Here is a 25,499-nt window from a genome sequence, read left to right as displayed (position 1 = left end):
TCATTAAGGTGAAAAGAACTCGGGAAGGAGAGGAAAGATGGGAAATCAACATGCCATGGATTTGTTTGAGGAAGAGAAAAAATTTATAAAAGCGCAAGTTCTTCATACCATTTTCCACAACGAAGAAAACCTCTATTCCGTTGTCAGTATGAAAATCATTGAAACGAATGAAACATACGACGAAAAAAAAGTAATGATAAACGGTCATTTTCCCCGTATGCATGAAGATGAAGTGTTTACATTAACAGGTCATTTTAAAGACCACCCGAAGTATGGGAAACAATATTTAGTTGAAACGTTTAAGAAAGAATTGCCGCAAACAAAAGCAGGTATGGTGCAATATTTAGCGAGCGATTTATTTAAAGGGATTGGAAAGCGTACGGCTGAAAAAATCGTAGATCACCTTGGTGAGCATGCCATTTCTAAAATTATGGATGATCCTGATGCGTTAAATGGTGTTGTTAACAAACAAAAAGCACAGGAAATATATGAGACAATTGTGGAGCATCAAGGGTTAGAGAAAGTAATGAGCTTTTTAAATGGTTACGGTTTTGGAACGAAGCTTTCTATTAAAATTTATCAGCAATATAAAGAAATGACATTAGAAGTGATTCGTAATAATCCATATCAACTTATTGAAGAAGTGGACGGGATTGGTTTTGGACGAGCAGATGATATAGGACGTGCGTTAGGTATATCGGGTAATCATGATGACCGTGTACGTGCGGGATGTTTTTATACGTTAGAGAATGTTTCACTGCAGCTCGGTCACGTTTATATGGGGAAAGATCAACTTGTAAGAGAAACGATGTCACTTTTAAATAATCAAGAAGGTAGAGTGACTGAGGAAGACATTATAGGCTGTGTTGAAATGATGCAAAGTGAAGGGAAAGTCATCATTGAAGAAGAACGAGTGTACTTAGCATCGTTATTTTACTCTGAAAAAGGTGTTGTAAAGTCTATTCGTAGGCTTATGAATCAAGAGGAAACCCCTTCATTTCCTGAAGCAGAAATGTTAAAAACATTAGGTGAAATTGAAGAACAGCTGAAGGTGCAGTATGCACCGTTTCAGCAAGAAGCAATTCAAACGGCACTTCATAAGCCGATGATGTTATTGACAGGTGGACCAGGAACGGGGAAAACAACAGTTATTAAAGGAATTGTTGAAATGTACGCGTCCTTGCATGGGGTATCATTAAATCCGAATGAATACAGTGATGATAATCCATTTCCAATATTATTAACGGCTCCAACAGGAAGAGCAGCGAAGCGAATGAGTGAATCTACCGGGCTCCCTGCTTGTACAATTCATCGTCTGCTTGGTTGGACGCCAGAAGGGTCTTTCCAGCGTAATGAAACCGATCCAGTTCAAGGGAAGTTACTCATTATTGATGAGTTTTCGATGGTAGATATTTGGCTTGCAAATCAGCTATTCAAGTCACTTCCGACAAATATTCAAGTTATCGTTGTAGGTGATGAAGATCAGTTGCCATCTGTAGGACCTGGACAAGTGTTAAAAGATTTATTAAATGCAGGAGCCATTCCAACGGTAAAACTTACAGAAATTTATCGTCAGGCGGAAGGTTCGTCTGTTATTCAGCTTGCCCATGCGATAAAAGACGGAACACTTCCACCGGATTTAGCTCAAAATAAAAAAGATCGTTCATTTATCAGCTGTGCAGGGGCTCAAATTGTTGAAGTTGTAAAAAAAGTATGTGAAAACGCGAAGACGAAAGGGTTTAGCGCAAGAGATGTCCAAGTGTTGGCACCTATGTACCGCGGACCAGCAGGTATTAATGTGTTAAATGAAGCTCTTCAAGAAGTGTTTAATCCGAAAAAAGAAAAAAGTAAAGAAATTGCCTACGGTGACGTTGTGTATCGAAGAGGTGATAAAGTACTTCAATTAGTCAATCAGCCGGAAAGCCAAGTATTTAATGGTGATATTGGAGAAATTGTTTCGGTGTTTTATGCAAAAGAAAATGTTGAGCAACAGGACATGATTATCGTTTCATTTGATGGAATCGAAGTAACGTATACAAAGCCGGATTTAAATCAAATTACCCATGCATATTGCTGCTCGATTCATAAATCACAAGGTAGTGAATTTCCAATAGTTATTATGCCGATTGTAAAGAGCTACTACCGTATGTTACGTCGTAATTTAATTTACACGGGCATTACAAGAAGTAAGAAATTCCTTATTATTTGTGGGGAGGAAGCGGCTTTTCAATCCGGTGTAAATCGCCTTGACGATGCAATGCGTCAAACGACTTTAGCTAGTCGTTTGCAAGAATCACAAGGAGAGGTGCAGATGGTAACGGTTAATGGCGAGGAAATGGACGTGGAAAACATTTCACCGTATGATTTCATGTAACGAGGTGAAATTATATAGTGAAACTTTCAAACGTATAACGTTGAAAGGCTCCAGCAATGTATAAATGAATGGGGTTTGGACATAATGGCGAATAGAATCTGGGAGACTGTAAGGAGATGAAAGCCATATGTTTATTTGTCCAAATTGCAAAGGGAAAGACATCGGAAAAATAGGTGTCAACCAATTTTATTGCTGGAATTGTTATATCGAATTATCGGTTTCAAAGGGGAAAATCCATACGCATCAAGTAGAGGAAGATGGTTCATTAAGCTCTCTTGATGATTTATTTGATGAGAACGAAAGAACGATCGGATAACGAAAAGGGGGATTTACTTTGAATCTACGCAATTCATTAATCGCATTAGGTGTTGGAGCTGCAGCATATCAATATGCTCGCAAGCAAGATGTATTTTCAAAACGCAATATGAAAAAAGCACGTAAGATGATTAAATCTTATTTATAAACGTAAAAAACTCCCTTCATGATAAGGGAGTTTTTTTATGCGCTCGTATGCAAATATAAAAGTCCAATTTCAGAGAAGAGATAAGATAGACCGTAACACCCAACACCAAGCATTCCGTAATGAAATAATTGCTTCGCCCTCTCTTTTCGTGAGGAACGAATAAAGAAACCTTTCCAAATACCAAATCCGATACAAACCCATTCAAGAATCATAAAAAGTGCTGATAATACGAGCATAAATAAAACCATTATGAGTCCTCCTGATTATATTGTTTCATGCTGCATTCTCAGGGATGGTTGTCCTTGTTATGTTATGTATATGTACGTCTTTACAAAACAGTATGGTCTGTATGAAAAGATTTTAAAAGTTTTGCACATAACCTACCCTATTTATTTTCAAAATAAAGGTGGAGGAGGTTTTTCGTGTGAAGAATCTTAAAATCATTTGGATATACCGTTTAGGATTATTGTTACTTGTATTTCTTTGTTTGCTTGTCTTCTTAAAGATCAAGCCACTATGGGCGCCGATTATTTTTGTATGTAAAGTGGCGATTACACCGTTTCTTATCGCTTGTTTTATTGCGTATTTATTGCATCCTTTAATTGAAAAAATTCATAAGGAAGGGATGCCGCGCACACTCGCTATTTTGCTCATTTACATCCTGTTCTTTGGCGGGATTGGCTATGGGATTTATAAAGGAACGCCAGTTGTTATTAAACAGTTACAAGAAATTAATGAACAATTTCCGCAGTTCACAAAAATGTATGATTCTTGGATGGATGGCGTTACAGAACAAACAGCGAATTTCCCATCATTTATTCATGAAAAGGTAAAGCAAATTTTCGTTGGTGTAGAAATGAAGATACAAACGCTTTTAAATAAAGTTATGAGCACAGCCCGTGGTGTACTGGATTCATTGCTCATTATTTTCTTGATTCCGTTCATTGTATTTTACATATTAAAAGATTACGGTGAGTTTTATCATATCTTTTGGAAACTAGTTCCGAGTAAGTGGCGTAGTACGGGTCAAATGCTTGCGAAAGAAATTGATAAATCACTCGGAAGTTATATTCGAGGACAGTTATTTGTTTGCTTAGTATTAGGGGGAGTATCTGTTCTTTCTTTTTGGTTTATCGGTATGAAGTATCCATTGCTGCTCGGCATTATTATTGGGGTAACGGATATAATCCCATACTTTGGTCCTATTTTAGGGGCGATTCCCACGTTGATGATTGCGGCAACGGTATCAACGAGTTTACTCATTAAGGCGGGGATTACAATTGCTATTTTGCAATTTTTGGAAAGTAACATTTTATCGCCTTACATCGTTGGTAAGTCGCTTCGTATGCACCCCGTTATTATTATGCTTGCCTTACTAGTTGGAGGAGAGATAGCCGGGATTGTAGGATTGCTAATATCGGTTCCGATTTTAGCAGTTATTCGTACAGTGATTGTTCATGTGAGGCCTCTTTGGAAAAGAGAAGATGTTTAAAATGAAGCCCTCTATTTAAAAAATAGAGGGCTAATCATATGATTATTTAGGGAGCTGATTTTTTATTTTTTGAACAAAAGAGCTCACATCAGTTGTTTGAATATGTTTTATTCTTTTCCATTCCGTATCATACATAAATACAATTTGATTGCTGAAAAGGCGCTTTTGTTCTTTTAGATTAGAAATTTTTGCGAAAGAGTACTCTTCAAATATTGGATTCTTACTTACATCTGGTCCATAAAAGAATAGCCTTTTGTCCGTTAAAATCAATAGGCCTGGCCTTGCGACGGAACGATAAATAAATATGTCTAATGAACATGCTGCATAAAAAAGAATTTTTTCATCAGTTGTTAACATTTCTCTAGCTTGATTCAATAAAGTTGTCATTGTAATCGCTCCTTTATTGTTAATAATTTAATTATAACAAATAATGTAATATTTAGAAGTTTGTATAAAGTATTTTTTGTGAGGAGATTCCTATTTAGTAATAAATGCATAATATATTGAAAGGCTGTTAAGAATGAATAGTAGAATAACTATGAGTAATAAACAATTGATACAATATAAATGATTATCTACATTGACAAACTTAAGAGAATTCTATTATATTTAGTCATATAATACATTAAATCAATGACGGAACAAGTACGTTACAGTCCATTTGTAGAGAGAAGCTTCCACTGGCTGAAAGGAGCTTTAAATGAAGGGTAACAGAAAGCTAATCCTGAGAGCAGCTAATCACTGCCGTCTTGCCACGTTACGGCACCATGAGGTGATGAATTGATTGTTATAATAATCAATTCATAATTAGGGTGGTATCGCGAGTTAACTCTCGTCCCTTTTATAGGGGCGGGAGTTTTTTATATTTAAGGAGGAAAATACAATGAAACAACTAACAGGCGCACAAATTCGTCAAATGTTTTTAGACTTTTTCCAAGAAAAAGGACATGCAGTAGAACCTAGTGCATCACTAGTTCCACATGAAGATCCATCTCTTCTATGGATTAACAGTGGTGTAGCAACATTAAAAAAATATTTTGATGGACGCGTAATCCCGCAAAATCCACGTATTACAAATGCTCAAAAATCAATTCGTACAAACGATATTGAAAACGTAGGGAAAACAGCTCGTCACCATACATTCTTTGAAATGTTAGGGAACTTCTCGATCGGTGATTACTTCAAAGAAGAAGCAATTACTTGGGCTTGGGAATTTTTAACGAGCGACAAGTGGATTGGATTCGATAAAGAATTACTATCAGTTACAATCCATCCGGAAGATGAAGAAGCATTTACAATTTGGAATGAGAAAATGGGTGTTCCAAAAGAGCGCATCATCCGCTTAGAAGAAAACTTCTGGGATATCGGTGAAGGACCAAGTGGACCGAATACAGAGATTTTCTATGATCGCGGGGAAGCTTACGGTAATGACTTTAGTGACCCAGAATTATATCCGGGCGGAGAAAACGAGCGTTACTTAGAAGTATGGAACCTTGTATTCTCTCAATTTAACCATAATCCAGACGGTTCATATACACCACTTCCTAAGAAGAACATTGATACAGGGATGGGTCTAGAGCGTATGACATCTATCGTTCAAGATGTACCTACGAACTTTGATACGGATCTATTCATGCCAATGATTGGTGCAACAGAATCAATTTCTGGTGAGAAGTATCGTAATGGAGACTTAGAAAAAGATATGGCGTTTAAAGTCATTGCTGACCATATTCGTACAGTAACATTCGCTGTTGGTGACGGTGCTCTTCCATCTAACGAAGGCCGTGGTTATGTATTACGTCGTTTATTACGCCGTGCTGTTCGTTATTCTAAGAAATTAAACATCAACCGTCCATTCATGTTTGAATTAGTACCGGTTGTTGGAGAAGTAATGAAAGACTTCTATCCAGAAGTACTGGAAAAGAAAGATTTCATCGCAAAAGTTGTGAAAAATGAAGAAGAACGCTTCCACGAAACACTTCATGATGGTGAAGCAATTTTAGCTGAAGTTATTGCAAAAGCGAAAGAAGAAAAAACAACTGTTATTTCTGGCGTAGATGCGTTCCGTTTATACGACACGTACGGTTTCCCAATTGAATTAACAGAAGAATATGCAGAAGAAGCTGGTATGACAGTTGACCATAAAGGTTTTGAAGCTGAAATGGAAAAACAACGTGAGCGTGCACGTGCTGCTCGTCAAGACGTTGATTCTATGCAAGTTCAAGGCGGTGTACTTGGTGAAGTTAAAGTAGCGAGCGAATTCGTTGGTTACGGTACAGTTGCAACAGAAAGTAACATTGTTGCACTTGTGAAAAACGGTGAGTATACAGATAGCTTACAAGCAGGTGAAGAAGGACAGTTAATGCTTGATGTAACACCATTCTATGCTGAGAGCGGCGGACAAATTGCAGACCGTGGTTACCTTCTTGCTGATGGCGTGAAAGTTGTTGTAAAAGATGTACAAAAAGCACCAAATGGTCAAAACTTACACAAAGTAGTTGTGGAAGAAGGTACATTAACGAAAGGTGCGGCTGTAAAAGCTGTTATCGATACGAAAAACCGTAGTAGCGTTGTGAAAAACCATACAGCAACTCACTTACTACACCAAGCGTTAAAAGATGTACTTGGAACGCATGTTAACCAAGCAGGTTCTCTTGTAACTTCTGAACGTTTACGCTTTGACTTCTCTCACTTCGGTCAAGTACAAGCTGACGAATTAGAAAAAATTGAGCGTATCGTAAACGAGAAAATTTGGGAAAGTATTAACGTTGAGATTTCTCAAAAATCAATCGAAGAAGCGAAAGAAATGGGTGCAATGGCATTATTCGGTGAAAAATACGGTGATGTTGTACGCGTTGTACAAGTAGGCGATTACAGCTTAGAGCTTTGCGGTGGTTGTCACGTTGATAACACAGCTTCTATCGGTATTTTCAAAATCGTTGCTGAGTCTGGTATCGGTGCAGGAACTCGTCGTATTGAGGCGGTAACTGGTAAGTCTGCATACGAATTAATGAACGATCAAGTAGGTTTATTAAAAGAAGCAGCAGGAAAAATGAAAACAAATCCGAAAGATATTTTAACGAGAGTTGATGGCTTATTTGCTGAAGTGAAACAACTTCAAAAAGAAAATGAATCTCTTGCTGCAAAATTAAGCAATATCGAAGCTGGAAACTTAACTGATTCAGTAATGACAGTTGATGGCGTAAACGTATTAGCAGCGAAAGTAAATGTTGCAGATATGAACAACTTACGTACGATGATGGATGACCTTAAAAATAAATTAGAGTCTGCAGTTGTTGTATTAGTGTCTGTAAATGACGATAAAGTAAACATTTTAGCTGGCGTAACGAAAGATTTAATTAGCCAAGGTTACCATGCTGGTAAACTTGTGAAAGAAGTAGCTTCTCGTTGTGGCGGTGGCGGTGGTGGCCGTCCTGATATGGCTCAAGCGGGCGGTAAAAACCCAGCACAAGTTGAAGAAGCTTTAGCATTTGTACAAGAGTACGTTAAATCTGTTTCAAAATAAAGAGATAGTAGTGTACAATGGTAGGGAGAGGAGAAGTTCTTCTCCCTATACTTACTATATAAGTGAGGTGCTTGAAATGGACGGTTTTGATAAAACAATGAAGTTTAGCATTCAAGATGAAAAACAGAGTGTCCATGTAAATGATGTACTTTTAACTGTGTATGATGCACTTCAAGAAAAAGGCTATAATCCGATTAACCAAATCGTCGGTTATTTATTAAGTGGAGATCCAGCATACATACCTCGCCATAAAGATGCACGAAGCATTGTTCGCAAACTTGAACGTGATGAGATAATTGAAGAGCTTGTGAAGTCTTACTTGAAACATCATCGTGAGGAGTAGTTTATGCGGATATTAGGTTTAGATGTAGGTACAAAAACAGTCGGAGTTGCAATGAGCGACGAAATGGGCTGGACAGCACAAGGATTGGAAACAATCAAGATTAACGAAGAACGAGGTCACTTTGGTTTTGACCGTATTTCTGAGTTAGTAAAGCAGTACAATGTGGACAAAATAGTAGTAGGTTTACCTAAAAATATGAATGGTACAATTGGCCCACGTGGTGAAGCGTGCCAGCAATTTGCAGAAAACCTACGAGAGCTGTTACAATTAGACGTTGTAATGTGGGACGAGCGTTTGTCGACGATGGCGGCGGAGCGTCTACTCATTTCAGCTGATGTAAGTCGTAAGAAGCGAAAGCAAGTAATCGATAAGATGGCTGCAGTCGTAATCTTACAAGGATTTTTAGATAGTAAATAAGAGGTGACCAAAATGGAAGAAAATCAAATTACAATTGTAGACGAAAAAGGTAACGAACATTTATGTGAGATTGTTTTCACTTTTGATGCTGAAAAATTTGGCAAAAAATCATATGTAGTCTTCTCTCCAATCGGTGAAGTAGACGAAGATGGAGACCAAATTTATGATGCAATGGCTTATGAGCAAAATGAAGAAGAGGGCGGAACTTTACTTCCAATCGAATCTGAAGAAGAGTGGGAAATGGTACAAGAAATGTTCAACACTCTAGCTGATGAGCAAGAAGCTGAATAATAAGTACTGAGAAGATGGACGATATATAGTCCATCTTTTTTTATATGTAAAATGAAAGATTTTTTGTCGAAACTGTGTAATCCTTTGTAGTATAATGAGACGGATTGTAGAAAAATAAAATATCTGTCAAAAATTGATAGGTAAGTTTATTGTGATTTTTCATCGTGTTGTATAGAAAGACGTACATATGGCCTACAATTGAATAAGGAGGAAGAGTTTTGATAGAGAATCAAGTGAAAAAGAAGCGTAGACGCATTTTTTTATTTTCGATTATTGCACTGCTTTTAGTTTGTGGTTCAGTCTATGCGTATATTTCATCGGCATTAGGACCAGTTGATAGCGGGAATAAAAAAGAGATTGAAGTAGAAATTCCGAAAGGATCATCTACTAGTAAAATTGGTGAAATTTTAGAAGAAAAGGGTGCTGTGAAAAACGGTACAGTTTTTAGCTTTTATACAAAGGCTAAATCAAAAAACTTACAAGCTGGTACATATTTATTAAATCCTTCAATGAGTGCCTCAGATGTCATTGAACAAATGTCATCTGGTAATGTACATCGTCCAGCTCTGTATAAAGTGACGATAAAAGAAGGAGCGCAAGTAACTGAAATTGCAGAAACGGTTGCGAGTGAATTAAAGTGGAATAAAGATGATGTTACGCGTCAATTAAACGATAAAGCATTTATTCAAAAAATGCAGCAAAAGTATCCGAAGTTATTAACGGATAAAATCTTTGATAGTAATATTAAATATCCATTAGAAGGGTATTTATATCCTGCGACGTATTCGTTCTATAAGAAAGATACAACGTTAGAAGAAATCGTAATTCCAATGCTTGAGAAAACAAATGCAATCATTGTTCAAAACGAGGCGAAAATGAAAGCGAAGAACTGGGATGTTCATCAGCTTTTAACATTGTCTTCACTGATTGAAGAAGAGGCGACTGGTTTTACAGATCGCCAAAAGATTTCTAGTGTTTTTTATAATCGCTTAGCAAAAGGTATGCCCCTTCAAACAGATCCAACGGTATTATACGCGCTTGGAAAGCATAAGCAACGTGTATTATACGAGGATTTAAAGGTGAATTCACCGTATAATACGTATGTTGTAAAAGGATTACCAGTTGGACCGATTGCGAACTCTGGTAAACATTCAGTGGAAGCTGCGTTAGAACCTGCGCAAACAGATTATTATTATTTCTTAGCTGCACCAAGTGGTGAAGTGTACTATGCGAAAACATTAGAAGAGCATAATGCATTAAAGCAAAAATATATTACGAAAAAACAGTGAAATGGGGAGGGATAGCGAAAAAGGTCGCACATCCCTCTTTTTTGTGGTAAAATATATCGGGTTAAAAACTGGCAGAAGAATCGTTTTTAATATCAAAACGGGACGTACAAGCTAAGGGTAAAGCTGGCTTGTATTTTTATTGCATTCTATGTGTGAAAAGACGTCATAGAGGCACTTCTCCATGTAAATAAGGAGGACCATTTATGGAGGATGCAGTTAACGAGTACCTATTATCATTTATTGATCCAAAAGATAAATTAATTCTTGAAATGGAAGAATATGCAACAGAAAATCATGTGCCGATTATGGATCGACTTGGAATGGAATTTATGCTGCAATTTTTACGTTTAATTGGACCGAAAAGCATTTTAGAGCTTGGTACAGCAATTGGCTATTCTAGTATTCGTATGATGCAAGCTATTCCAAATTCACGCATTGTGACAGTTGAGCGCAATCGTGAACGATATGAAAAAGCACTTGAATATATAGAACGTTCCCCAGTAAAAGAACGTATTTCAGTTATATACGGTGATGCGTTAGAGACGGGTGAACAAGTAAAAGAACACGGAACATTTGACGTTATTTTTATTGATGCAGCAAAAGGACAATATCGTCGCTTTTTTGACTTATATGAACCGTTATTAAACCCTGGTGGCGTAATTATTTCAGATAATGTTATGTACCATGGTCTTGTAACGACAAAAGAGAAAATTGAAAATAGACGTACACGTGGTTTAATCCGTCGTATTAAGACGTACAATGAATGGCTTATGAACCATGAAGGATATGATACAACGATTTTCCCAATTGGAGATGGAGTAGCTGTTAGTAAAAAGAGAGGATGACCAAGGTATGAAGAAACCTGAATTGTTAGTAACGCCAAGAGCGGTGGCGGATATCGAACCTCTTGCGAAAGCAGGAGCAGATGCAGTAATGATCGGTGAACAAAAGTTTGGTTTACGTTTAGCAGGGGAATTTTCACGTGAAGATGTAAAAAAATCTGTTAAAATTGCACATGAAAATGGTGTGAAAGTATACGTAGCAATGAATGCTATGTTCCATAATGATAAAGTAGAAGAATTAACAGATTACGTTGCATTTTTAAACGAAGTACATGTAGATGCAATTGTCTTCGGAGATCCAGCGGTATTAATGGCTGTTCGTGAAGTAGCACCAAATATGCAACTGCACTGGAATACAGAAACGACAGCAACAAATTGGTTCACTTGTAACTACTGGGGTCAAAGAGGAGCGAAGCGTGCTGTATTAGCTCGTGAGCTTAGCTTAGATGAAATTGTTGATTTAAAAGAAAATGCTGAAGTGGAACTTGAAGTGCAAATTCACGGTATGACTTGTATGTTCCAATCGAAGCGTTCGTTAGTAGGAAACTACTTTGAGTATCAAGGACGTAATCTTGACATTGAAAAGAAAAAATATGAAGAGAATATGTTCTTGTATGACCCAGAGCGTAACAATAAATATCCAATTTATGAAGATGAAAATGGTACTCACATTATGAGTCCGAATGATATTTGTTTCATCGATGAATTAGAGGAACTAATTGAGGCTGAAGTTGATAGCTTAAAAATCGATGGTGTACTAAAAAGCTCTGAATACATTATTGAAGTAACGAAGAAATATCGTCAAGCGATTGATTTGTGTGTGGAAGATCGTGATGCGTATTATGACGTGAAAGATGATCTATATAAAGAAATAGAAGAAATGCAACCAGTAAATCGTCCATTAGATACAGGATTCTTCTTTAAAGAAACGGTTTACTAAACGAGGAGGGTGTAGGAAATGACTGTACAAGAAATTTCACGAGTGATCGATGGCAAGCGCGTTATTGTGAAGAAACCTGAACTGTTAATCCCTGCGGGTAACTTAGAAAAATTAAAAGTAGCTATCCATTATGGGGCAGATGCTGTATATTTAGGTGGACAAGAATTTGGTCTTCGTTCTAATGCAGGTAACTTTACGCTAGAAGATATGGCAGAAGGCGTTGAATTTGCAAAGAAATATGGAGCGAAAATATACGTAACAACAAATATTTTCGCACATAATGAAAATATGGACGGGCTAGAGGAATATTTAAAAGGGATTGAAAAGGCTGGTGTAACGGGAATTATCGTTGCAGATCCGCTTATTATTGAGACGTGTAAACGTGTAGCGCCTTCTGTTGAGGTGCATTTAAGTACACAACAATCGCTATCCAACTGGAAAGCAGCACAGTATTGGAAAGAAGAAGGTTTACATCGTCTTGTATTAGCTCGTGAAGCAAGCTATGAAGAAATGAAAGAAATTAAAGACAAAGTGGACATTGAAATTGAAGCATTCGTCCATGGTGCAATGTGTATCGCATATTCAGGAAGATGTACATTAAGTAACCATATGACAGCGCGTGACTCTAACCGTGGTGGTTGTTGTCAATCTTGTCGCTGGGACTATGACTTAGTTCAAACGGTATCACAACATAAAGATGCAAAAGAGCTTCCTTTATTCCAAAAAGAAGATGCTCACTTTGCGATGAGTCCAAAAGATTTAAATTTAATCTTGTCAATTCCGAAAATGATTGAAATTGGAATTGATAGCTTAAAAGTTGAAGGACGTATGAAATCTATCCATTACGTAGCGACTGTAGCAACTGTATATCGCAAAGTAATTGATGCGTATTGTGCGGATCCGGATAACTTTGAGTTTAAACAACAATGGTTAGATGAGCTTGATAAATGTGCAAATCGTGATACAGCTCCTGCATTCTTTGAAGGGGTTCCAGGACATCAAGAGCAAATGTTTGGAAATCATAGTAAGAAAACAACGTATGATTTTGCTGGTTTAGTGTTAGATTATAATGAAGAAACGGGCATCGTAACGCTTGAGCAACGTAATCACTTCAAACCAGGACATGAAGTGGAGTTCTTTGGACCAGAAATAGAAAACTTTACGCAGACGGTGGAGAAAATTTGGGATGAGGATGGAAACGAATTAGATGCAGCGAGACATCCGTTGCAAATCGTAAAATTCAAAGTGGATCAACCAGTGTATGTGAATAATATGATGCGCAAAAACATACTTCAATAAGAAAGAGTGGTAGTCGAATGGGGACGAATAAGCCTGTTGTAATTGGAATCGCTGGTGGTTCAGGATCAGGAAAAACAAGTGTAACGAAAGCGATTTTTGACCATTTTAAAGGTCATTCCATTTTAATCTTGGAGCAAGATTATTATTACAAAGATCAAAGCCATTTACCGATGGAAGAGCGTTTAAAAACAAATTATGATCATCCGCTTGCGTTTGATAATGATCTGTTAATTGAACATTTGCAGCAGTTGCTTGCATATGAGCAAATTGATAAGCCTGTATATGACTATACATTGCATACGCGTTCAGAAGAAATTATTCCAGTTGAGCCGAAAGATGTAATCATTTTAGAAGGAATTCTTATTTTAGAAGACCCACGTCTTTGTGAGTTGATGGACATTAAGTTATTCGTTGATACAGATGCAGATCTTCGTATCCTGCGCCGCATGCAGCGTGATATTAAAGAGCGCGGTCGTACGATGGATTCAGTTATTGATCAATACGTAACTGTTGTGCGTCCAATGCACAATCAATTTATTGAGCCTTCTAAGAAATTTGCGGATATTATTATCCCTGAAGGTGGACAAAACCATGTTGCAATTGATATTATGGTGACAAAAATTGCAACAATTCTTGAACAAAAAGTAAATTTGTAATAGCATAGTAAAAGATATACGATAGGAAGGGATTTTTTCCCTTCCTATCGAATACAATGAAGCATGCAACCTCATCTATATATAGGTGAGGGCATATTTATATCAACTTTCCATACATATCTTCTTTAAAAGAAGAATTGGAAATACGGGGTTGTATGTGACAACTCCGCTAGTGCAAGGGTACTAGAAACCTCCGCTAACAATGGAAGCGGAGGAGTTTTCATATGGAACTCCTCTTTTTTCGGGGGATTGGTATATAAAAGGAGTGGAAAATATGTCAACAGAAAAAACATACCCTATGACGCAAGAGGGTAAGCAAAAATTAGAGAACGAAGTTGAGCAATTAAAAACAGTAAGACGTAAAGAAGTAGTAGAGCGTATTAAAATCGCGCGTAGCTTCGGCGATCTTTCTGAGAACTCTGAGTACGATGCAGCGAAAGATGAGCAAGCGTTCGTAGAAGGACGTATTACACAATTAGAAAACATGATTCGTAACGCAGTTATCATCGAAGATAATGGCGAAGAATCTACTGTCGTTACATTAGGTAAAACAGTAACATTTAAAGAATTACCAAATGGAGATGAAGAAGCTTACACAATCGTAGGTAGCGCGGAAGCTGACCCATTCGAAGGAAGAATTTCTAACGATTCTCCAATCGCAAAGAGCTTATTAGGTAAGCAAATTGGTGAGAAGGTAGCAATTCAAACACCAGGCGGAGAAATGCAAGTAGAGATTATCTCTGTTAAATAATAAAAATCACTCGTGTAAAAACGAGTGGTTTTTTTATTTGTATAAAAGGTTAAACACCTCGTCCAAACTATAATAGACGAGGTGTTTTTTTATGAAAATAAGACGGAGAATTACAGTTGTTTTAATTTGTTTTATATGTGTGATGTTTTTATTACTTTGTCGTTTACTCCAAATACAGATTATAGATACTGAATCTTTTACTGATCGAAATATTAATTTAATCGAAAGAAGCGTTACGCAACGAACACAATCACTTACAGTAGATAATGGAAGAGGACATTTTACAGATCGGAATGATAAAGAAATTGGTGAAGAGAAATACCCAGTTTTAATTATTTTTCCTTTTTTACAAATAAAAAATGACATGTTAAAGAAAATTGCGCATATCATTGGTGTGTCGAGACAAGAGATCAAAATACAAATGAAAGATAAAAAAAATGCATTTATACTCCAAAGAGGAAATGAGCCATTTCCTTTAGTACGAGAGCAGATGGAGAAGATTAATCAATTAAATGTATTGGGCATTGTAGCGGCTGAAGTTCGATTAAAACAAACTGGAGGGACAAATCATTTAGTGGGTGAAGTGGGGGAGAATGAACGAGAATTCCAAAAGCGATATGGAGAAGTAGAAAAAATTTCAAAACAAACGCCAATTGGTATTTCTGGATTACAGCAATCTTTTGATGAATTTTTATTAACTGATGGAGAGGCAAAAGTATTGTATCAAGTGGACCGGCAAGGAGAACCGATTTTTGGAAAACAGGCGAAATACACTTCGCCAGGAAATCCATTTTATCCAGTTACAATTCAAACTACTTTACATAAAGAGTTGCAGCAAAAAGCTGAAGAGACAATTGAAAAAAGTGAAATAAAGAAGGGGGGATTAGTATTACTTGATGTAAAAACAAATGAAATACTAGCGATGGTTAGCAAACCATCTTTACAGGTTAAAAACGAAAGATTATATAAAGCTACACTTGAAAATCAAATGTTAACACCGCATTTTCCTGGTTCTGTTTTTAAAACAGTAGTTGCAACGGCAGCGATTGATCAAAATATAAATGTATTGAATCGCACATTTAATTGTAATAAAGATTTATATGGTGAAAACGACCCACAAGTTTTGATGGGAACACTTAGTTTTAAAGGGAGCTTTGCTAGAAGCTGTAACAGGGCATTCTCACAGTTAGGTAACGAGCTAATACAAAAGGATAAGATGGTGTTAGAAACGTACGTAGCGGCTTTAGGAGCAGTTGGAAAGGTTGGTTGGAACGGTTCGGTATTTCATACATCGCGTTTCGAGCAAATGCCAGAGGAGAAGAGTGCTATTATCTGGGGGAGTGAGGAAAATAAGACTAGTAAAAAAGCGGTAGCGCAAACAGCAATTGGACAGAAAGATGTACGTATATCACCTCTAGCAATCGCTAATATGATGGCGACGATTGCTAGGAATGGAGAAAAAATGGAAGTGAAAGCTGTTAAAAAAATAGTGTATAAAAATGGAAGTGACTTTTTTACATTTGAAAACCATAAATTAAATGGAAAACAGCTTTCTTATGAAACAGTAAAAACATTACAAGAGTTATTAAGAGGCGTTGTAACAACAGAGAAAGGAACAGGAGCAGCATTCAGGTCGTTGCCACTAAGTGTCGCTGGAAAATCTGGGACAGCACAAACAGGAAAAGGGATGAAGGTCAATCGCTGGTTTGCAGGTTATTTTCCATATGAAAATCCAAGATATGCTTTAGTTGTCGTTGATATAGAAACGGACAGCAGTGTAAATAAAGTCACATCCATTTTCAAAGATATCGTAGAAGAAATCCATCGATTAGAGAATGAAAAGTAATCTTGCAATTCATAGTGAAATGTTTTCATTTCATGAAAATATTATTGTAAATGTTCAACCTTTCTAGATTTAATGTTACAATAGCAAGTATGAAAAACTGCATGGAGGTTTGAAGAATGGCAGGAGGATCTAGATTCCAACAGAAACAACAAAAACGTCGTCAAAACGGTGTTTTAAATATTGCAATCGCTATTGTATTAGTGGCAGTAGCTATTGTAGCATATCAATTGTTCGTTCCTGACACAAAAGAGCAAGCGTCTTCTAATGATAAAAAGGTAGCTCAGCAAACAACAAAAGAAAATAAAGCTGAGAAAGCTAAAGGTAAAGAAGAGACGAAGAAGGACGAACAAGAGAAGGCAGAGGCTAAGAAGAAGGAAGAAGAAGAGAAGCAAAAGGCTGAAGAAGAAAAGCAAAAAGCTGAAGAAGAAGCGAAAGCTAATGAGAAAGTGGCAGCTGAAAAAACACAGCCAAAGGCAACAGATGCTTATACGAAACCTTCTTGGAAGCCAGTAGGTACAGAGCAAGGTGCAACACCTGCGATGACGTTTAACAAAGGTACAGCAGATTGGAATGAGATGAATCAAGCGATTTCCGCTGCAATCGACGTTCCGGTAGAGCAATTAGTTATTCATAGAATCGGAAATAACGGTAAGAATAAAGCTTACGGCAACGTACAAGATAAGCAATCAGGTAAAAAATATTATGTAAATATTGATTGGGTAGAAAATGAGGGCTGGAAACCAGTGCTTGTTCAAACTCTAAACTAAAAAAGAGAAGCTCCTAGGAGCTTCTCTTTTTTAGTTAGCATAATTTCTTTAATTTAAAATGAACAACCGCGCTGTAATACGGTCTTTTGCTTTCGGGATCCATAACCATTTGATGCGAGATGTGATGAACTTCAAGCATAAGTGCTTTATTATTATCAATTTGTTCACTAATTTTTCTTTCTAAGGAAGCTAAGTCTCCCGCTTCAAAAAATTCTATTTTATCTTCTAACATTTCAAAGGTAAATGACATGAAGATGCCCCCTCTCCTATGTAATCAACTACAGTGTAACAAAGAAAAGAAGGAAATACCACGTGCATTTCAATTGACATTTTTAGAAAGAGGGAATATCATACTGATAAAACCGATAAGAAAAAGGGGAATTTTTATGGGCACAGAATTTAATGGTTTATTTGATGAGTGGGCTCATACGTACGACTCATTCGTACAAGGCGAAGATATACAATATAAAGAAGTTTTCGCCCATTATGAGGACATTTTAGAGGATGTAGTTAACAAGTCATTTGGTAACGTATTAGAATTTGGTGTTGGTACTGGCAATTTAACAAATAAATTATTACTTGCCGGTCGTACAGTTTACGGTATAGAACCGTCGCGTGAAATGCGCATGATTGCAAAAGAGAAATTGCCAAAGGAATTTTCTATTACAGAAGGTGATTTTCTTTCGTTTGAAGTTCCGAATTCAGTTGATACCATTGTAAGCACCTATGCATTTCATCATTTAACAGATGATGAAAAAAATGTAGCTGTTGCGAAGTATAGTCAATTGCTAAACAAAGGTGGTAAAATAGTGTTTGCTGATACGATATTTGCAGATCAAGATGCATATGATAAAACTGTTGAAACAGCAAAACAAAGAGGTTTTCACCAGTTAGCAAACGATTTGCAAACGGAATACTATACACGTATTCCGATCATGCAGACTATATTTGAAAACAATGGCTTCCATGTAACGTTTACGAGATTAAATCATTTCGTTTGGGTAATGGAGGCAACTAAGCAATAGAAAGAGGGATTAGATTGAGAATTGCTGTAATTGGAGCAATGGAAGAAGAAGTACGTATTTTACGTGACAAATTAGAACAAGCAAAAACAGAAACGGTTGCGGGTTGTGAATTTACGAAAGGACTATTAGCAGGACATGAAGTAATCTTGTTAAAGTCTGGTATTGGTAAAGTAAATGCAGCGATGTCAACGACAATTTTATTAGAAAAATATAAGCCTGAAAAAGTAATTAATACTGGTTCAGCTGGTGGATTCCATCATTCTCTAAATGTTGGAGATGTAGTTATTTCAACAGAAGTTCGTCACCATGACGTAGATGTAACAGCATTTAACTATGAATATGGTCAAGTACCAGGAATGCCACCTGGATTTAAAGCTGATGAGGCATTAGTTGCATTAGCTGAGAAATGTATGCAAGCTGAAGAGAATATTCAAGTTGTAAAAGGTATGATTGCAACAGGGGATTCATTTATGAGTGATCCGAACCGCGTTGCAGCAATTCGTGATAAATTTGAAAATCTTTATGCAGTAGAAATGGAAGCGGCAGCTGTTGCACAAGTGTGCCACCAATACGAAGTTCCGTTTGTTATCATCCGCGCACTTTCCGATATTGCTGGTAAAGAATCAAATGTTTCATTTGATCAATTTTTAGATCAAGCAGCCCTTCATTCTACAAACTTTATCGTAAAAGTACTAGAAGAGTTAAAGTAATGTAACAAAAAGGCAACTGTCTCATATAAAGAAAATACATACAGTTGCCTTTTCTTTATTGGCAAATAAGGGGGAGAACACGATGAATGTATATCGTGGAGTTCATGAGTTAATTGGTCATACACCAATTGTAGAAATTACTCGGTTTTCACTTCCAGAAGGGGTCCGTTTATTTGCGAAGCTTGAATTTTATAACCCAGGCGGAAGCGTTAAGGATCGTTTAGGAAGAGAATTAATCGAAGACGCGCTAGAAAAAGGGCTTGTCACGCAGGGTGGAACAATTATTGAACCGACTGCTGGAAATACTGGTATTGGACTGGCACTTGCAGCGTTAGAACATGATTTACGTGTTATTGTTTGTGTACCAGAGAAATTTAGTATTGAGAAACAAGAATTAATGAAAGCGCTAGGCGCAACAGTCGTGCATACACCGACTGAGCAAGGAATGACCGGAGCAATTGCAAAAGCAAAAGAGTTAGTAAATGAAATACCGAATTCATACTCTCCAAGTCAGTTTGCGAATGAAGCAAACCCACGTGCTTATTTCAAAACATTAGGTCCTGAACTTTGGAATGCATTGAATGGAGAGATTAACATATTTGTTGCTGGAGCAGGAACCGGCGGTACATTCATGGGAACTGCATCTTATTTGAAAGAAAAAAATATAGATATTAAAACAGTTATTGTAGAACCAGAAGGATCTATTTTAAATGGTGGTAAAGCTGGTTCACATGAAACAGAAGGAATTGGTCTTGAATTTATTCCACCATTTTTGAAAACATCTTATTTTGATGAAATTCATACGATTTCTGATCGAAATGCATTTTTACGAGTAAAAGAATTAGCGCAAAAAGAAGGACTTTTAGTTGGGAGCTCTTCAGGAGCAGCATTTCATGCAAGTTTACTGGAGGCAGAGAAAGCAACACCAGGTACAAATATTGTAACGATTTTTCCTGATAGTAGTGAGCGCTATTTAAGTAAAGACATATACAAAGGATGGGAATAAAAAATGAGAGCAAAGACAAAGTTAATTCATGGTATTCGCATAGGAGAACCTTCAACTGGATCTGTAAACGTACCGATTTATCAAACAAGTACGTATAAACAAGAAGCAGTTGGTAAGCATCAAGGATATGAATATTCACGTACAGGCAACCCAACACGAGCAGCTTTAGAAGAAATGATTGCCGTATTAGAAAACGGTCATGCTGGATTTGCATTTGGTTCGGGAATGGCTGCTATTACAGCAACAATTATGTTGTTCTCAAAAGGTGATCACGTTATTTTAACAGATGATGTTTATGGGGGAACGTATCGTGTTATTACGAAAGTATTAGACCGCTTCGGTATTGAGCATACATTTGTAGATACAACAAACTTAGAGGAAGTTGTAGAAGCAATTCGTCCAAATACGAAAGCGATCTATGTGGAAACACCAACGAATCCACTACTAAAAATTACTGATATTAAGAAAATATCTACTCTTGCTAAAGAGAAAGATTTATTAACAATTATTGATAATACATTCATGACGCCATATTGGCAGTCGCCGATTTCTTTAGGAGCAGACATTGTACTTCATAGTGCAACGAAATATTTAGGAGGTCATAGTGACGTAGTTGCAGGTCTAGTAGTGGTAAATAGCCCACAACTAGCAGAAGACCTTCACTTTGTACAAAACTCAACGGGAGGTATTCTTGGACCACAAGATAGCTTCTTACTACTTCGCGGTTTAAAAACGTTAGGAATTCGTATGGAAGAACATGAAACGAATTCACGCGCAATTGCTGAATTCTTAAATAATCATCCAAAAGTAAATAAAGTATATTATCCAGGCCTTGAATCACATCAAAACCATGAATTAGCAACAGAACAAGCAAACGGATTTGGTGCTATCATCTCATTTGATGTAGATAGTGAGGAAACATTAAATAAAGTACTTGAGAAACTGCAATACTTTACACTTGCTGAAAGCCTAGGAGCAGTCGAAAGTTTAATTTCTATCCCATCTCAAATGACACATGCATCAATCCCAGCAGATCGTCGTAAAGAATTAGGAATTACAGATACATTAATTCGTATCTCTGTCGGAATTGAAGATGGTGAAGATTTAATTGAAGATTTAGCACAAGCGCTAGCATAATAAAAATGCACTGCTAATGTGGAGCAGTGCATTTTTATTATGTTTATTTGTGAAATATTTCACAAATTAGACATACACAAATGAAATGATTTCATGTATATTGAATTCATGAAATGTTATTCACGAATAAACTTGTGAAATATTTCACAAACAATGAGATTCATGTAGGACGGTAACTCTATTTTTTTTCGCTAATCGGGACTTATTATGACCTATAGGGACTTATAAAGACCGTGATAACAGAATAGGAGGAAATTTACATGGTAGTCAAAGAGAAAGTTGTAAATGAAATGCAAGAGGTAAAAGAGATGATTGATACGTTAGTAAATAACGGTCAAGAAGCTTTACAAGCATTAGAAAGTTTTACACAAGAACAGATTGACAACATTGTTCATGAAATGGCACTAGCAGGTGTTGATCAACATATGTCGCTTGCAAAATTGGCTGTTGAAGAAACAGGCCGTGGTGTCTATGAAGACAAATGCATAAAAAATATTTTTGCCACTGAATATATTTGGCATAGTATAAAGCAAGATAAAACGGTAGGAGTTATTCATGAAGATCCTCATGAAGAAATAATAGAAATTGCGGAACCAGTCGGTGTAGTAGCTGGAGTAACGCCAGTAACGAATCCAACGTCAACAACAATGTTTAAAGCATTAATCGCGATAAAAACGAGAAATCCAATTATTTTCGCATTTCATCCTTCTGCACAAAATTGTTCCGTTGCAGCGGCCAAAACAGTATATGATGCAGCGGTGAAGGCGGGTGCGCCAAAGCATTGTATTCAATGGATTGAAAGACCATCTGTCGAAGCGACGAAACAATTAATGAACCATGATGGTGTCGCACTCGTTCTAGCAACTGGAGGCGCTGGTATGGTGAAATCGGCTTATTCTACTGGTAAACCAGCACTAGGTGTAGGTCCTGGTAATGTACCGTGTTATATAGAGAAATCAGCACATGTAAAACGAGCTGCTAATGATTTAATTTTATCGAAAACATTTGATAACGGTATGATTTGTGCATCGGAACAGGCAATCATTATCGATAAAGAAATTTATGATGATGTTAAAACAGAAATGATTGCAAATAATTGTTACTTTGTAACAGAGGAAGAGAGAAAGAAATTAGAAAAGCTCGTTATAAATGAAAATACATGTGCAGTAAATAGTGATATTGTAGGGAAATCTGCACAGTATATTGCCGAATTAGTTGGGATGACTGTGCCTGAACATACAAAAATACTTGTAGCTGAAATTAAAGGAATTGGGGCAGCGTATCCACTATCTCGTGAGAAACTGAGCCCAGTATTAGCTTGTGTAAAAGCGAATTCATTAGAAGAAGGATTTACATATTGCGAAGAAATGTTGAATCTTGGAGGTTTAGGGCATTCAGCAGTCATTCATTCTACAAATAAAGAAGTACAAAAACAATTTGGTTTACGTATGAAAGCTTGCCGTCTTATTGTAAATGCACCTTCATCACAAGGCGGAATAGGTGACATATATAATGGGTTTATTCCATCGCTTACACTTGGTTGTGGTTCATACGGGAAAAACTCAGTTTCTCAAAACGTAACAGCGACTCATTTATTAAATATAAAAAGGCTGGCAAATAGAAAAAAGAATATGCAGTGGTTCAAGTTGCCACCAAAAATTTATTTTGAAAAACATGCTACGGCGTATTTAGCAAATATGCCTAACATTTCACGCGCATTTATTGTAACGGATCCAGGAATGGTTGAGCACGGCTATGTAGACACAGTTACGCACTATTTACGTAAGCATGCAAATGATGTGAAAGTTGAAGTGTTCTTTGAGGTCGAGCCAGATCCGTCAGATGAAACTGTTTTTAAAGGTGCGGAAATGATGAGAAGCTTTAAGCCTGATGTAATTATTGCACTTGGTGGCGGTTCAGCTATGGATGCGGCAAAAGGGATGTGGTTATTCTATGAGCATCCAGAAACATCATTCTATGGCATTAAACAGAAATTTTTAGATATAAGAAAACGTACATGTAAATATCCGGAATTAGGAAATAAAGCGCAGTTTGTTGCCATTCCAACAACATCAGGAACAGGGTCAGAAGTGACACCATTTGCGGTTATTACAGATAAGAAAAATAATATAAAGTATCCGCTTGCAGATTATGAATTAACACCAGATGTAGCGATTGTTGATCCGCAATTTGTAATGACAGTACCACCACATGTAACAGCAGATACTGGTATGGATGTTTTAACACATGCAATTGAGGCGTATGTGTCTGTTATGGCAAATGACTATACAGATGGATTAGCATTAAAAGCTATTGATCTCGTATTCAAATATTTACCGAGAGCATATAAAGATGGAAATGATGAAGAAGCAAGAGAAAAAATGCATAACGCTTCTGCAATTGCAGGGATGGCATTTGCAAATGCTTTCCTCGGTATTAATCACAGCTTAGCACATAAGATTGGACCAGAATTCCATATTCCGCACGGACGCGCAAATGCCATTCTAATGCCGCACGTAGTCCGCTATAATGCTATTAAGCCAAGAAAACACGCATTGTTCCCAAAATATGAGTACTTTGTGGCAGATGAAAGATATGCACATATAGCGAGAATGCTCGGGCTTCCAGCAAGTTCGGCAGCAGAAGGGGTGGAATCACTTGTCCAAGCAATTATTGAGCTTGGAAAAAGCTTGAATATTAATATGAGTATTATGGGGCAAGGAGTCGATAAAGAGAAATTTGAAGAGGTTGTTGGAGTATTAGCAGAACGGGCTTTTGAAGACCAATGTACAACAGCTAATCCGAAATTACCGCTCATTTCAGAGTTGAAAGAAATTTATATGGAAGCATATAAAGGTGTGGAATAGATAGGAAAGAGTCGCAATTAAGCGGCTCTTTTTCTTTTGGAAAACATCTCCCCGAATGGCTGCATTTACTTGTCTTTCAGTTTCATAGAATATGATACAGTGAAATGGAGGAGTGAGAATATGATGAAAGAATTACAAGGGAAAATAGAAGATTATACTCGGTTCGGACAGATCCTTCTCGCTGTAAGCACATTGTTAATGGTTGGCTTATTGATTCCGAATGGAGTAAAAGAAACGATACAATTTTTTGTTATGATGGGGAGCATCGTTATATTTTTAAGTTTATCGTTCTTTTTCTTTCAGCGTGTAAAAGTGATGCGTGACCAGTTGGAGGAAAATGAATGTGAGTAATAGTATTAAATAGAGCGCTACAAAAAGAAAGGATCTTTTTGTAGCGCTTTTTGTTTTTTTTTGAAGAAAATGTATGCGTTTTTGTTGACAATGATAATCCTTATCAATTAAAGTAGAATAGTAGTTAATGATTATCATTATCAATTAGAGGTGGAAGAATGAAAAAGTCTATTACGCTATTTACAGCGATTTTATCTGTTTTTTTCTTATTAATAGGTTGCAATGCAAAGGGAAACGACAAAGCGTCTGCAACCAAAACAGAAAAAGGAAAAGAAAAAATCGAAATTACCGACCTATCGGGAAGAAAGGTAACATTCGATAAAACACCAGAGAGCTTTGCAACATTAAGTATGGGTGATATGGATATTATTCATGCTTTAGGCGGAAAGATTATAGGTCGTCCAGATACGAAATTAACTCTTCCGGAGGAGTTAAAGAAAGCGCAAGTAATTGGGAATGCACATCAGCCGAATTTTGAGCAAATTGCTAGCTTAAAGCCAGATGTACTTGTTGCTAACAATGGATTCCAAAAGAATGTTCCAACGGTTGAAGGTCAAGGGACGAAAGTAGTCATTTCTACTGCAAATTCTGTACAAGATATTCAAAAGAATATTGAAATATACGGAGCAGTAATGAAGAAAGAAGATAAAGCAAAAGAACTGAATCAAAAAATGAATGATCAAATGAAGAAATATGAGAAAAAGAGTGATGTGAAAGCATTGCTAGTGTATGGAGCACCAGGAACTTATTTAGCAGCATTACCAACATCTCTGTCAGGTGACATTTTAGAGAAAACGGGCGGAAAAAATATTGCAGCTGGTTTTCCAGAAATGAAAGAATATCCGCAATATGCACAGCTAAGTGTAGAACGTATTATTGAGGCGAATCCAGATGTAATTTATTTAATTACACACGGAGACCCGAATAGCGTGAAAAAAGCATTTGAAGGCGAAATGATGAAAAATGAAGCGTGGAAAAATTTAGATGCAGTAAAACAAAATCGTGTAGTTATTTTACCACCAGACTTATTTGGATCAAATCCTGGAACAAAAGTAACAGAAGCTATGGACTTTATGTATAAAAGTATACAAGATGTAAGGAAATGAT

At 36.8% G+C, this 25,499-nt stretch carries 26 protein-coding genes and 1 other annotated feature; of the genes, 23 read left to right on the top strand and 3 right to left on the bottom strand.

The genetic code is table 11. The features are described from left to right. Window positions 1-37 precede the first annotated feature (37 nt). From recD2 to MHB70_RS20565, 3 genes are all read left to right on the top strand, one after another. Window positions 38-2,374, top strand: a complete 2,337-nt coding sequence (gene recD2, locus MHB70_RS20575; protein WP_000528059.1) for an SF1B family DNA helicase RecD2 — start codon at window positions 38-40, stop codon at window positions 2,372-2,374. Window positions 2,375-2,501: 127 nt separating this feature from the next. Further along, the gene (locus MHB70_RS20570; RefSeq protein WP_000469281.1) at window positions 2,502-2,690 is read left to right on the top strand and encodes a hypothetical protein; all 189 of its coding nucleotides are present in this window, start codon (window positions 2,502-2,504) and stop codon (window positions 2,688-2,690) included. An 18-nt stretch (window positions 2,691-2,708) separates the two neighbouring features. Next, the gene (locus MHB70_RS20565; protein WP_001053553.1) at window positions 2,709-2,837 is read left to right on the top strand and encodes a YrzQ family protein; all 129 of its coding nucleotides are present in this window, start codon (window positions 2,709-2,711) and stop codon (window positions 2,835-2,837) included. A gap of 35 nt (window positions 2,838-2,872) precedes the next feature. Here MHB70_RS20565 and MHB70_RS20560 read toward each other — a convergent pair whose 3' ends face one another. Beyond that, window positions 2,873-3,085: a hypothetical protein gene (locus MHB70_RS20560; RefSeq protein WP_000242555.1), complete on the bottom strand. Its 213-nt coding sequence runs from the start codon at window positions 3,083-3,085 to the stop codon at window positions 2,873-2,875. Between the two features lie 176 nt (window positions 3,086-3,261). On the opposite strand from MHB70_RS20560, the gene MHB70_RS20555 reads away from it, so the two are divergent. Then, the gene (locus MHB70_RS20555; protein ID WP_000793112.1) at window positions 3,262-4,329 is read left to right on the top strand and encodes an AI-2E family transporter; all 1,068 of its coding nucleotides are present in this window, start codon (window positions 3,262-3,264) and stop codon (window positions 4,327-4,329) included. A gap of 42 nt (window positions 4,330-4,371) precedes the next feature. Here the strand turns inward: MHB70_RS20555 and MHB70_RS20550 are convergent, their stop codons facing one another. Further along, window positions 4,372-4,716, bottom strand: a complete 345-nt coding sequence (locus tag MHB70_RS20550) for a PH domain-containing protein (RefSeq protein WP_000209538.1) — start codon at window positions 4,714-4,716, stop codon at window positions 4,372-4,374. Between the two features lie 237 nt (window positions 4,717-4,953). Beyond that, window positions 4,954-5,172, top strand: a binding site (T-box leader). A gap of 40 nt (window positions 5,173-5,212) precedes the next feature. Between MHB70_RS20550 and alaS the strand changes: the two genes are divergently transcribed. The 12 genes from alaS to MHB70_RS20490 all read left to right on the top strand — a co-directional run bounded on the left by alaS (window position 5,213) and on the right by MHB70_RS20490 (window position 17,296). Next, window positions 5,213-7,855 (top strand): alanine--tRNA ligase, encoded by a 2,643-nt coding sequence (gene alaS, locus MHB70_RS20545; RefSeq protein WP_000811807.1) that lies wholly within the window; start codon window positions 5,213-5,215, stop codon window positions 7,853-7,855. Between the two features lie 76 nt (window positions 7,856-7,931). Continuing rightward, window positions 7,932-8,198 carry an IreB family regulatory phosphoprotein gene (locus MHB70_RS20540; RefSeq protein ID WP_000348591.1) on the top strand — a complete coding sequence of 89 codons (267 nt, stop codon included), beginning with the start codon at window positions 7,932-7,934 and terminating at the stop codon, window positions 8,196-8,198. Between the two features lie 3 nt (window positions 8,199-8,201). Next, the gene (gene ruvX / locus MHB70_RS20535; RefSeq protein WP_001221202.1) at window positions 8,202-8,615 is read left to right on the top strand and encodes a Holliday junction resolvase RuvX; all 414 of its coding nucleotides are present in this window, start codon (window positions 8,202-8,204) and stop codon (window positions 8,613-8,615) included. 12 nt (window positions 8,616-8,627) lie between these two features. Next, complete coding sequence (locus MHB70_RS20530; protein ID WP_000392249.1) at window positions 8,628-8,906, top strand: DUF1292 domain-containing protein; 279 nt, start codon at window positions 8,628-8,630, stop codon at window positions 8,904-8,906. 218 nt (window positions 8,907-9,124) lie between these two features. Further along, window positions 9,125-10,195: an endolytic transglycosylase MltG gene (mltG, locus tag MHB70_RS20525; RefSeq protein WP_000572128.1), complete on the top strand. Its 1,071-nt coding sequence runs from the start codon at window positions 9,125-9,127 to the stop codon at window positions 10,193-10,195. A gap of 203 nt (window positions 10,196-10,398) precedes the next feature. Beyond that, window positions 10,399-11,040 carry an O-methyltransferase gene (locus MHB70_RS20520; RefSeq protein ID WP_000389100.1) on the top strand — a complete coding sequence of 214 codons (642 nt, stop codon included), beginning with the start codon at window positions 10,399-10,401 and terminating at the stop codon, window positions 11,038-11,040. Window positions 11,041-11,047: 7 nt separating this feature from the next. Next, window positions 11,048-11,977 carry a peptidase U32 family protein gene (locus tag MHB70_RS20515; protein WP_000742797.1) on the top strand — a complete coding sequence of 310 codons (930 nt, stop codon included), beginning with the start codon at window positions 11,048-11,050 and terminating at the stop codon, window positions 11,975-11,977. Window positions 11,978-11,995: 18 nt separating this feature from the next. Next, window positions 11,996-13,276 carry a peptidase U32 family protein gene (locus tag MHB70_RS20510; RefSeq protein WP_000217963.1) on the top strand — a complete coding sequence of 427 codons (1,281 nt, stop codon included), beginning with the start codon at window positions 11,996-11,998 and terminating at the stop codon, window positions 13,274-13,276. Between the two features lie 17 nt (window positions 13,277-13,293). Then, window positions 13,294-13,932 (top strand): uridine kinase, encoded by a 639-nt coding sequence (udk, locus tag MHB70_RS20505; RefSeq protein WP_000537080.1) that lies wholly within the window; start codon window positions 13,294-13,296, stop codon window positions 13,930-13,932. 274 nt (window positions 13,933-14,206) lie between these two features. Next, the gene (greA, locus tag MHB70_RS20500; RefSeq protein WP_000102593.1) at window positions 14,207-14,683 is read left to right on the top strand and encodes a transcription elongation factor GreA; all 477 of its coding nucleotides are present in this window, start codon (window positions 14,207-14,209) and stop codon (window positions 14,681-14,683) included. A gap of 91 nt (window positions 14,684-14,774) precedes the next feature. Then, on the top strand, window positions 14,775-16,529 hold the full coding sequence (locus MHB70_RS20495; protein WP_000702462.1) for a peptidoglycan D,D-transpeptidase FtsI family protein: 1,755 nt from the start codon (window positions 14,775-14,777) through the stop codon (window positions 16,527-16,529). 116 nt (window positions 16,530-16,645) lie between these two features. Beyond that, a complete protein-coding gene (locus MHB70_RS20490; RefSeq protein WP_000897105.1) occupies window positions 16,646-17,296 on the top strand; it encodes a YrrS family protein in 651 nt (216 codons plus the stop codon). A gap of 34 nt (window positions 17,297-17,330) precedes the next feature. On the opposite strand, the gene MHB70_RS20485 is transcribed toward MHB70_RS20490, so the two are convergent. Beyond that, window positions 17,331-17,546, bottom strand: coding sequence for a YrzA family protein (locus tag MHB70_RS20485; RefSeq protein ID WP_000010978.1), 216 nt, complete (start codon window positions 17,544-17,546; stop codon window positions 17,331-17,333). Window positions 17,547-17,682: 136 nt separating this feature from the next. Here MHB70_RS20485 and MHB70_RS20480 point away from each other — a divergent pair, with 136 nt between their 5' ends. The 7 genes from MHB70_RS20480 to MHB70_RS20450 all read left to right on the top strand — a co-directional run bounded on the left by MHB70_RS20480 (window position 17,683) and on the right by MHB70_RS20450 (window position 25,498). Further along, complete coding sequence (locus MHB70_RS20480; protein WP_000536326.1) at window positions 17,683-18,321, top strand: class I SAM-dependent DNA methyltransferase; 639 nt, start codon at window positions 17,683-17,685, stop codon at window positions 18,319-18,321. Between the two features lie 14 nt (window positions 18,322-18,335). Further along, entirely contained in the window at window positions 18,336-19,031 is a 696-nt protein-coding gene (gene mtnN / locus MHB70_RS20475) for a 5'-methylthioadenosine/S-adenosylhomocysteine nucleosidase (RefSeq protein ID WP_001217044.1), read from the top strand. An 82-nt stretch (window positions 19,032-19,113) separates the two neighbouring features. Next, window positions 19,114-20,037, top strand: a complete 924-nt coding sequence (locus tag MHB70_RS20470) for an O-acetylserine dependent cystathionine beta-synthase (RefSeq protein WP_001103866.1) — start codon at window positions 19,114-19,116, stop codon at window positions 20,035-20,037. A gap of 3 nt (window positions 20,038-20,040) precedes the next feature. Beyond that, a complete protein-coding gene (locus MHB70_RS20465) occupies window positions 20,041-21,174 on the top strand; it encodes a bifunctional cystathionine gamma-lyase/homocysteine desulfhydrase (protein WP_061529653.1) in 1,134 nt (377 codons plus the stop codon). A 260-nt stretch (window positions 21,175-21,434) separates the two neighbouring features. Continuing rightward, window positions 21,435-24,041, top strand: coding sequence for a bifunctional acetaldehyde-CoA/alcohol dehydrogenase (gene adhE / locus MHB70_RS20460; RefSeq protein ID WP_000260456.1), 2,607 nt, complete (start codon window positions 21,435-21,437; stop codon window positions 24,039-24,041). 123 nt (window positions 24,042-24,164) lie between these two features. Next, window positions 24,165-24,392: a YrhC family protein gene (locus MHB70_RS20455; RefSeq protein WP_061529705.1), complete on the top strand. Its 228-nt coding sequence runs from the start codon at window positions 24,165-24,167 to the stop codon at window positions 24,390-24,392. A 158-nt stretch (window positions 24,393-24,550) separates the two neighbouring features. Then, window positions 24,551-25,498, top strand: coding sequence for an ABC transporter substrate-binding protein (locus tag MHB70_RS20450; protein WP_000748487.1), 948 nt, complete (start codon window positions 24,551-24,553; stop codon window positions 25,496-25,498). The last annotated feature ends 1 nt before the right edge of the window (window position 25,499 follow it).

Origin of the sequence: Bacillus sp. FSL M7-1020 (genome assembly GCF_038050415.1) — a bacterium.
Taxonomy (GTDB): domain Bacteria; phylum Bacillota; class Bacilli; order Bacillales; family Bacillaceae_G; genus Bacillus_A; species Bacillus_A toyonensis.
The sequence above is the reverse complement of the archived record's forward strand: the minus strand, read 5'-3'. Positions and strand labels throughout refer to the sequence as shown.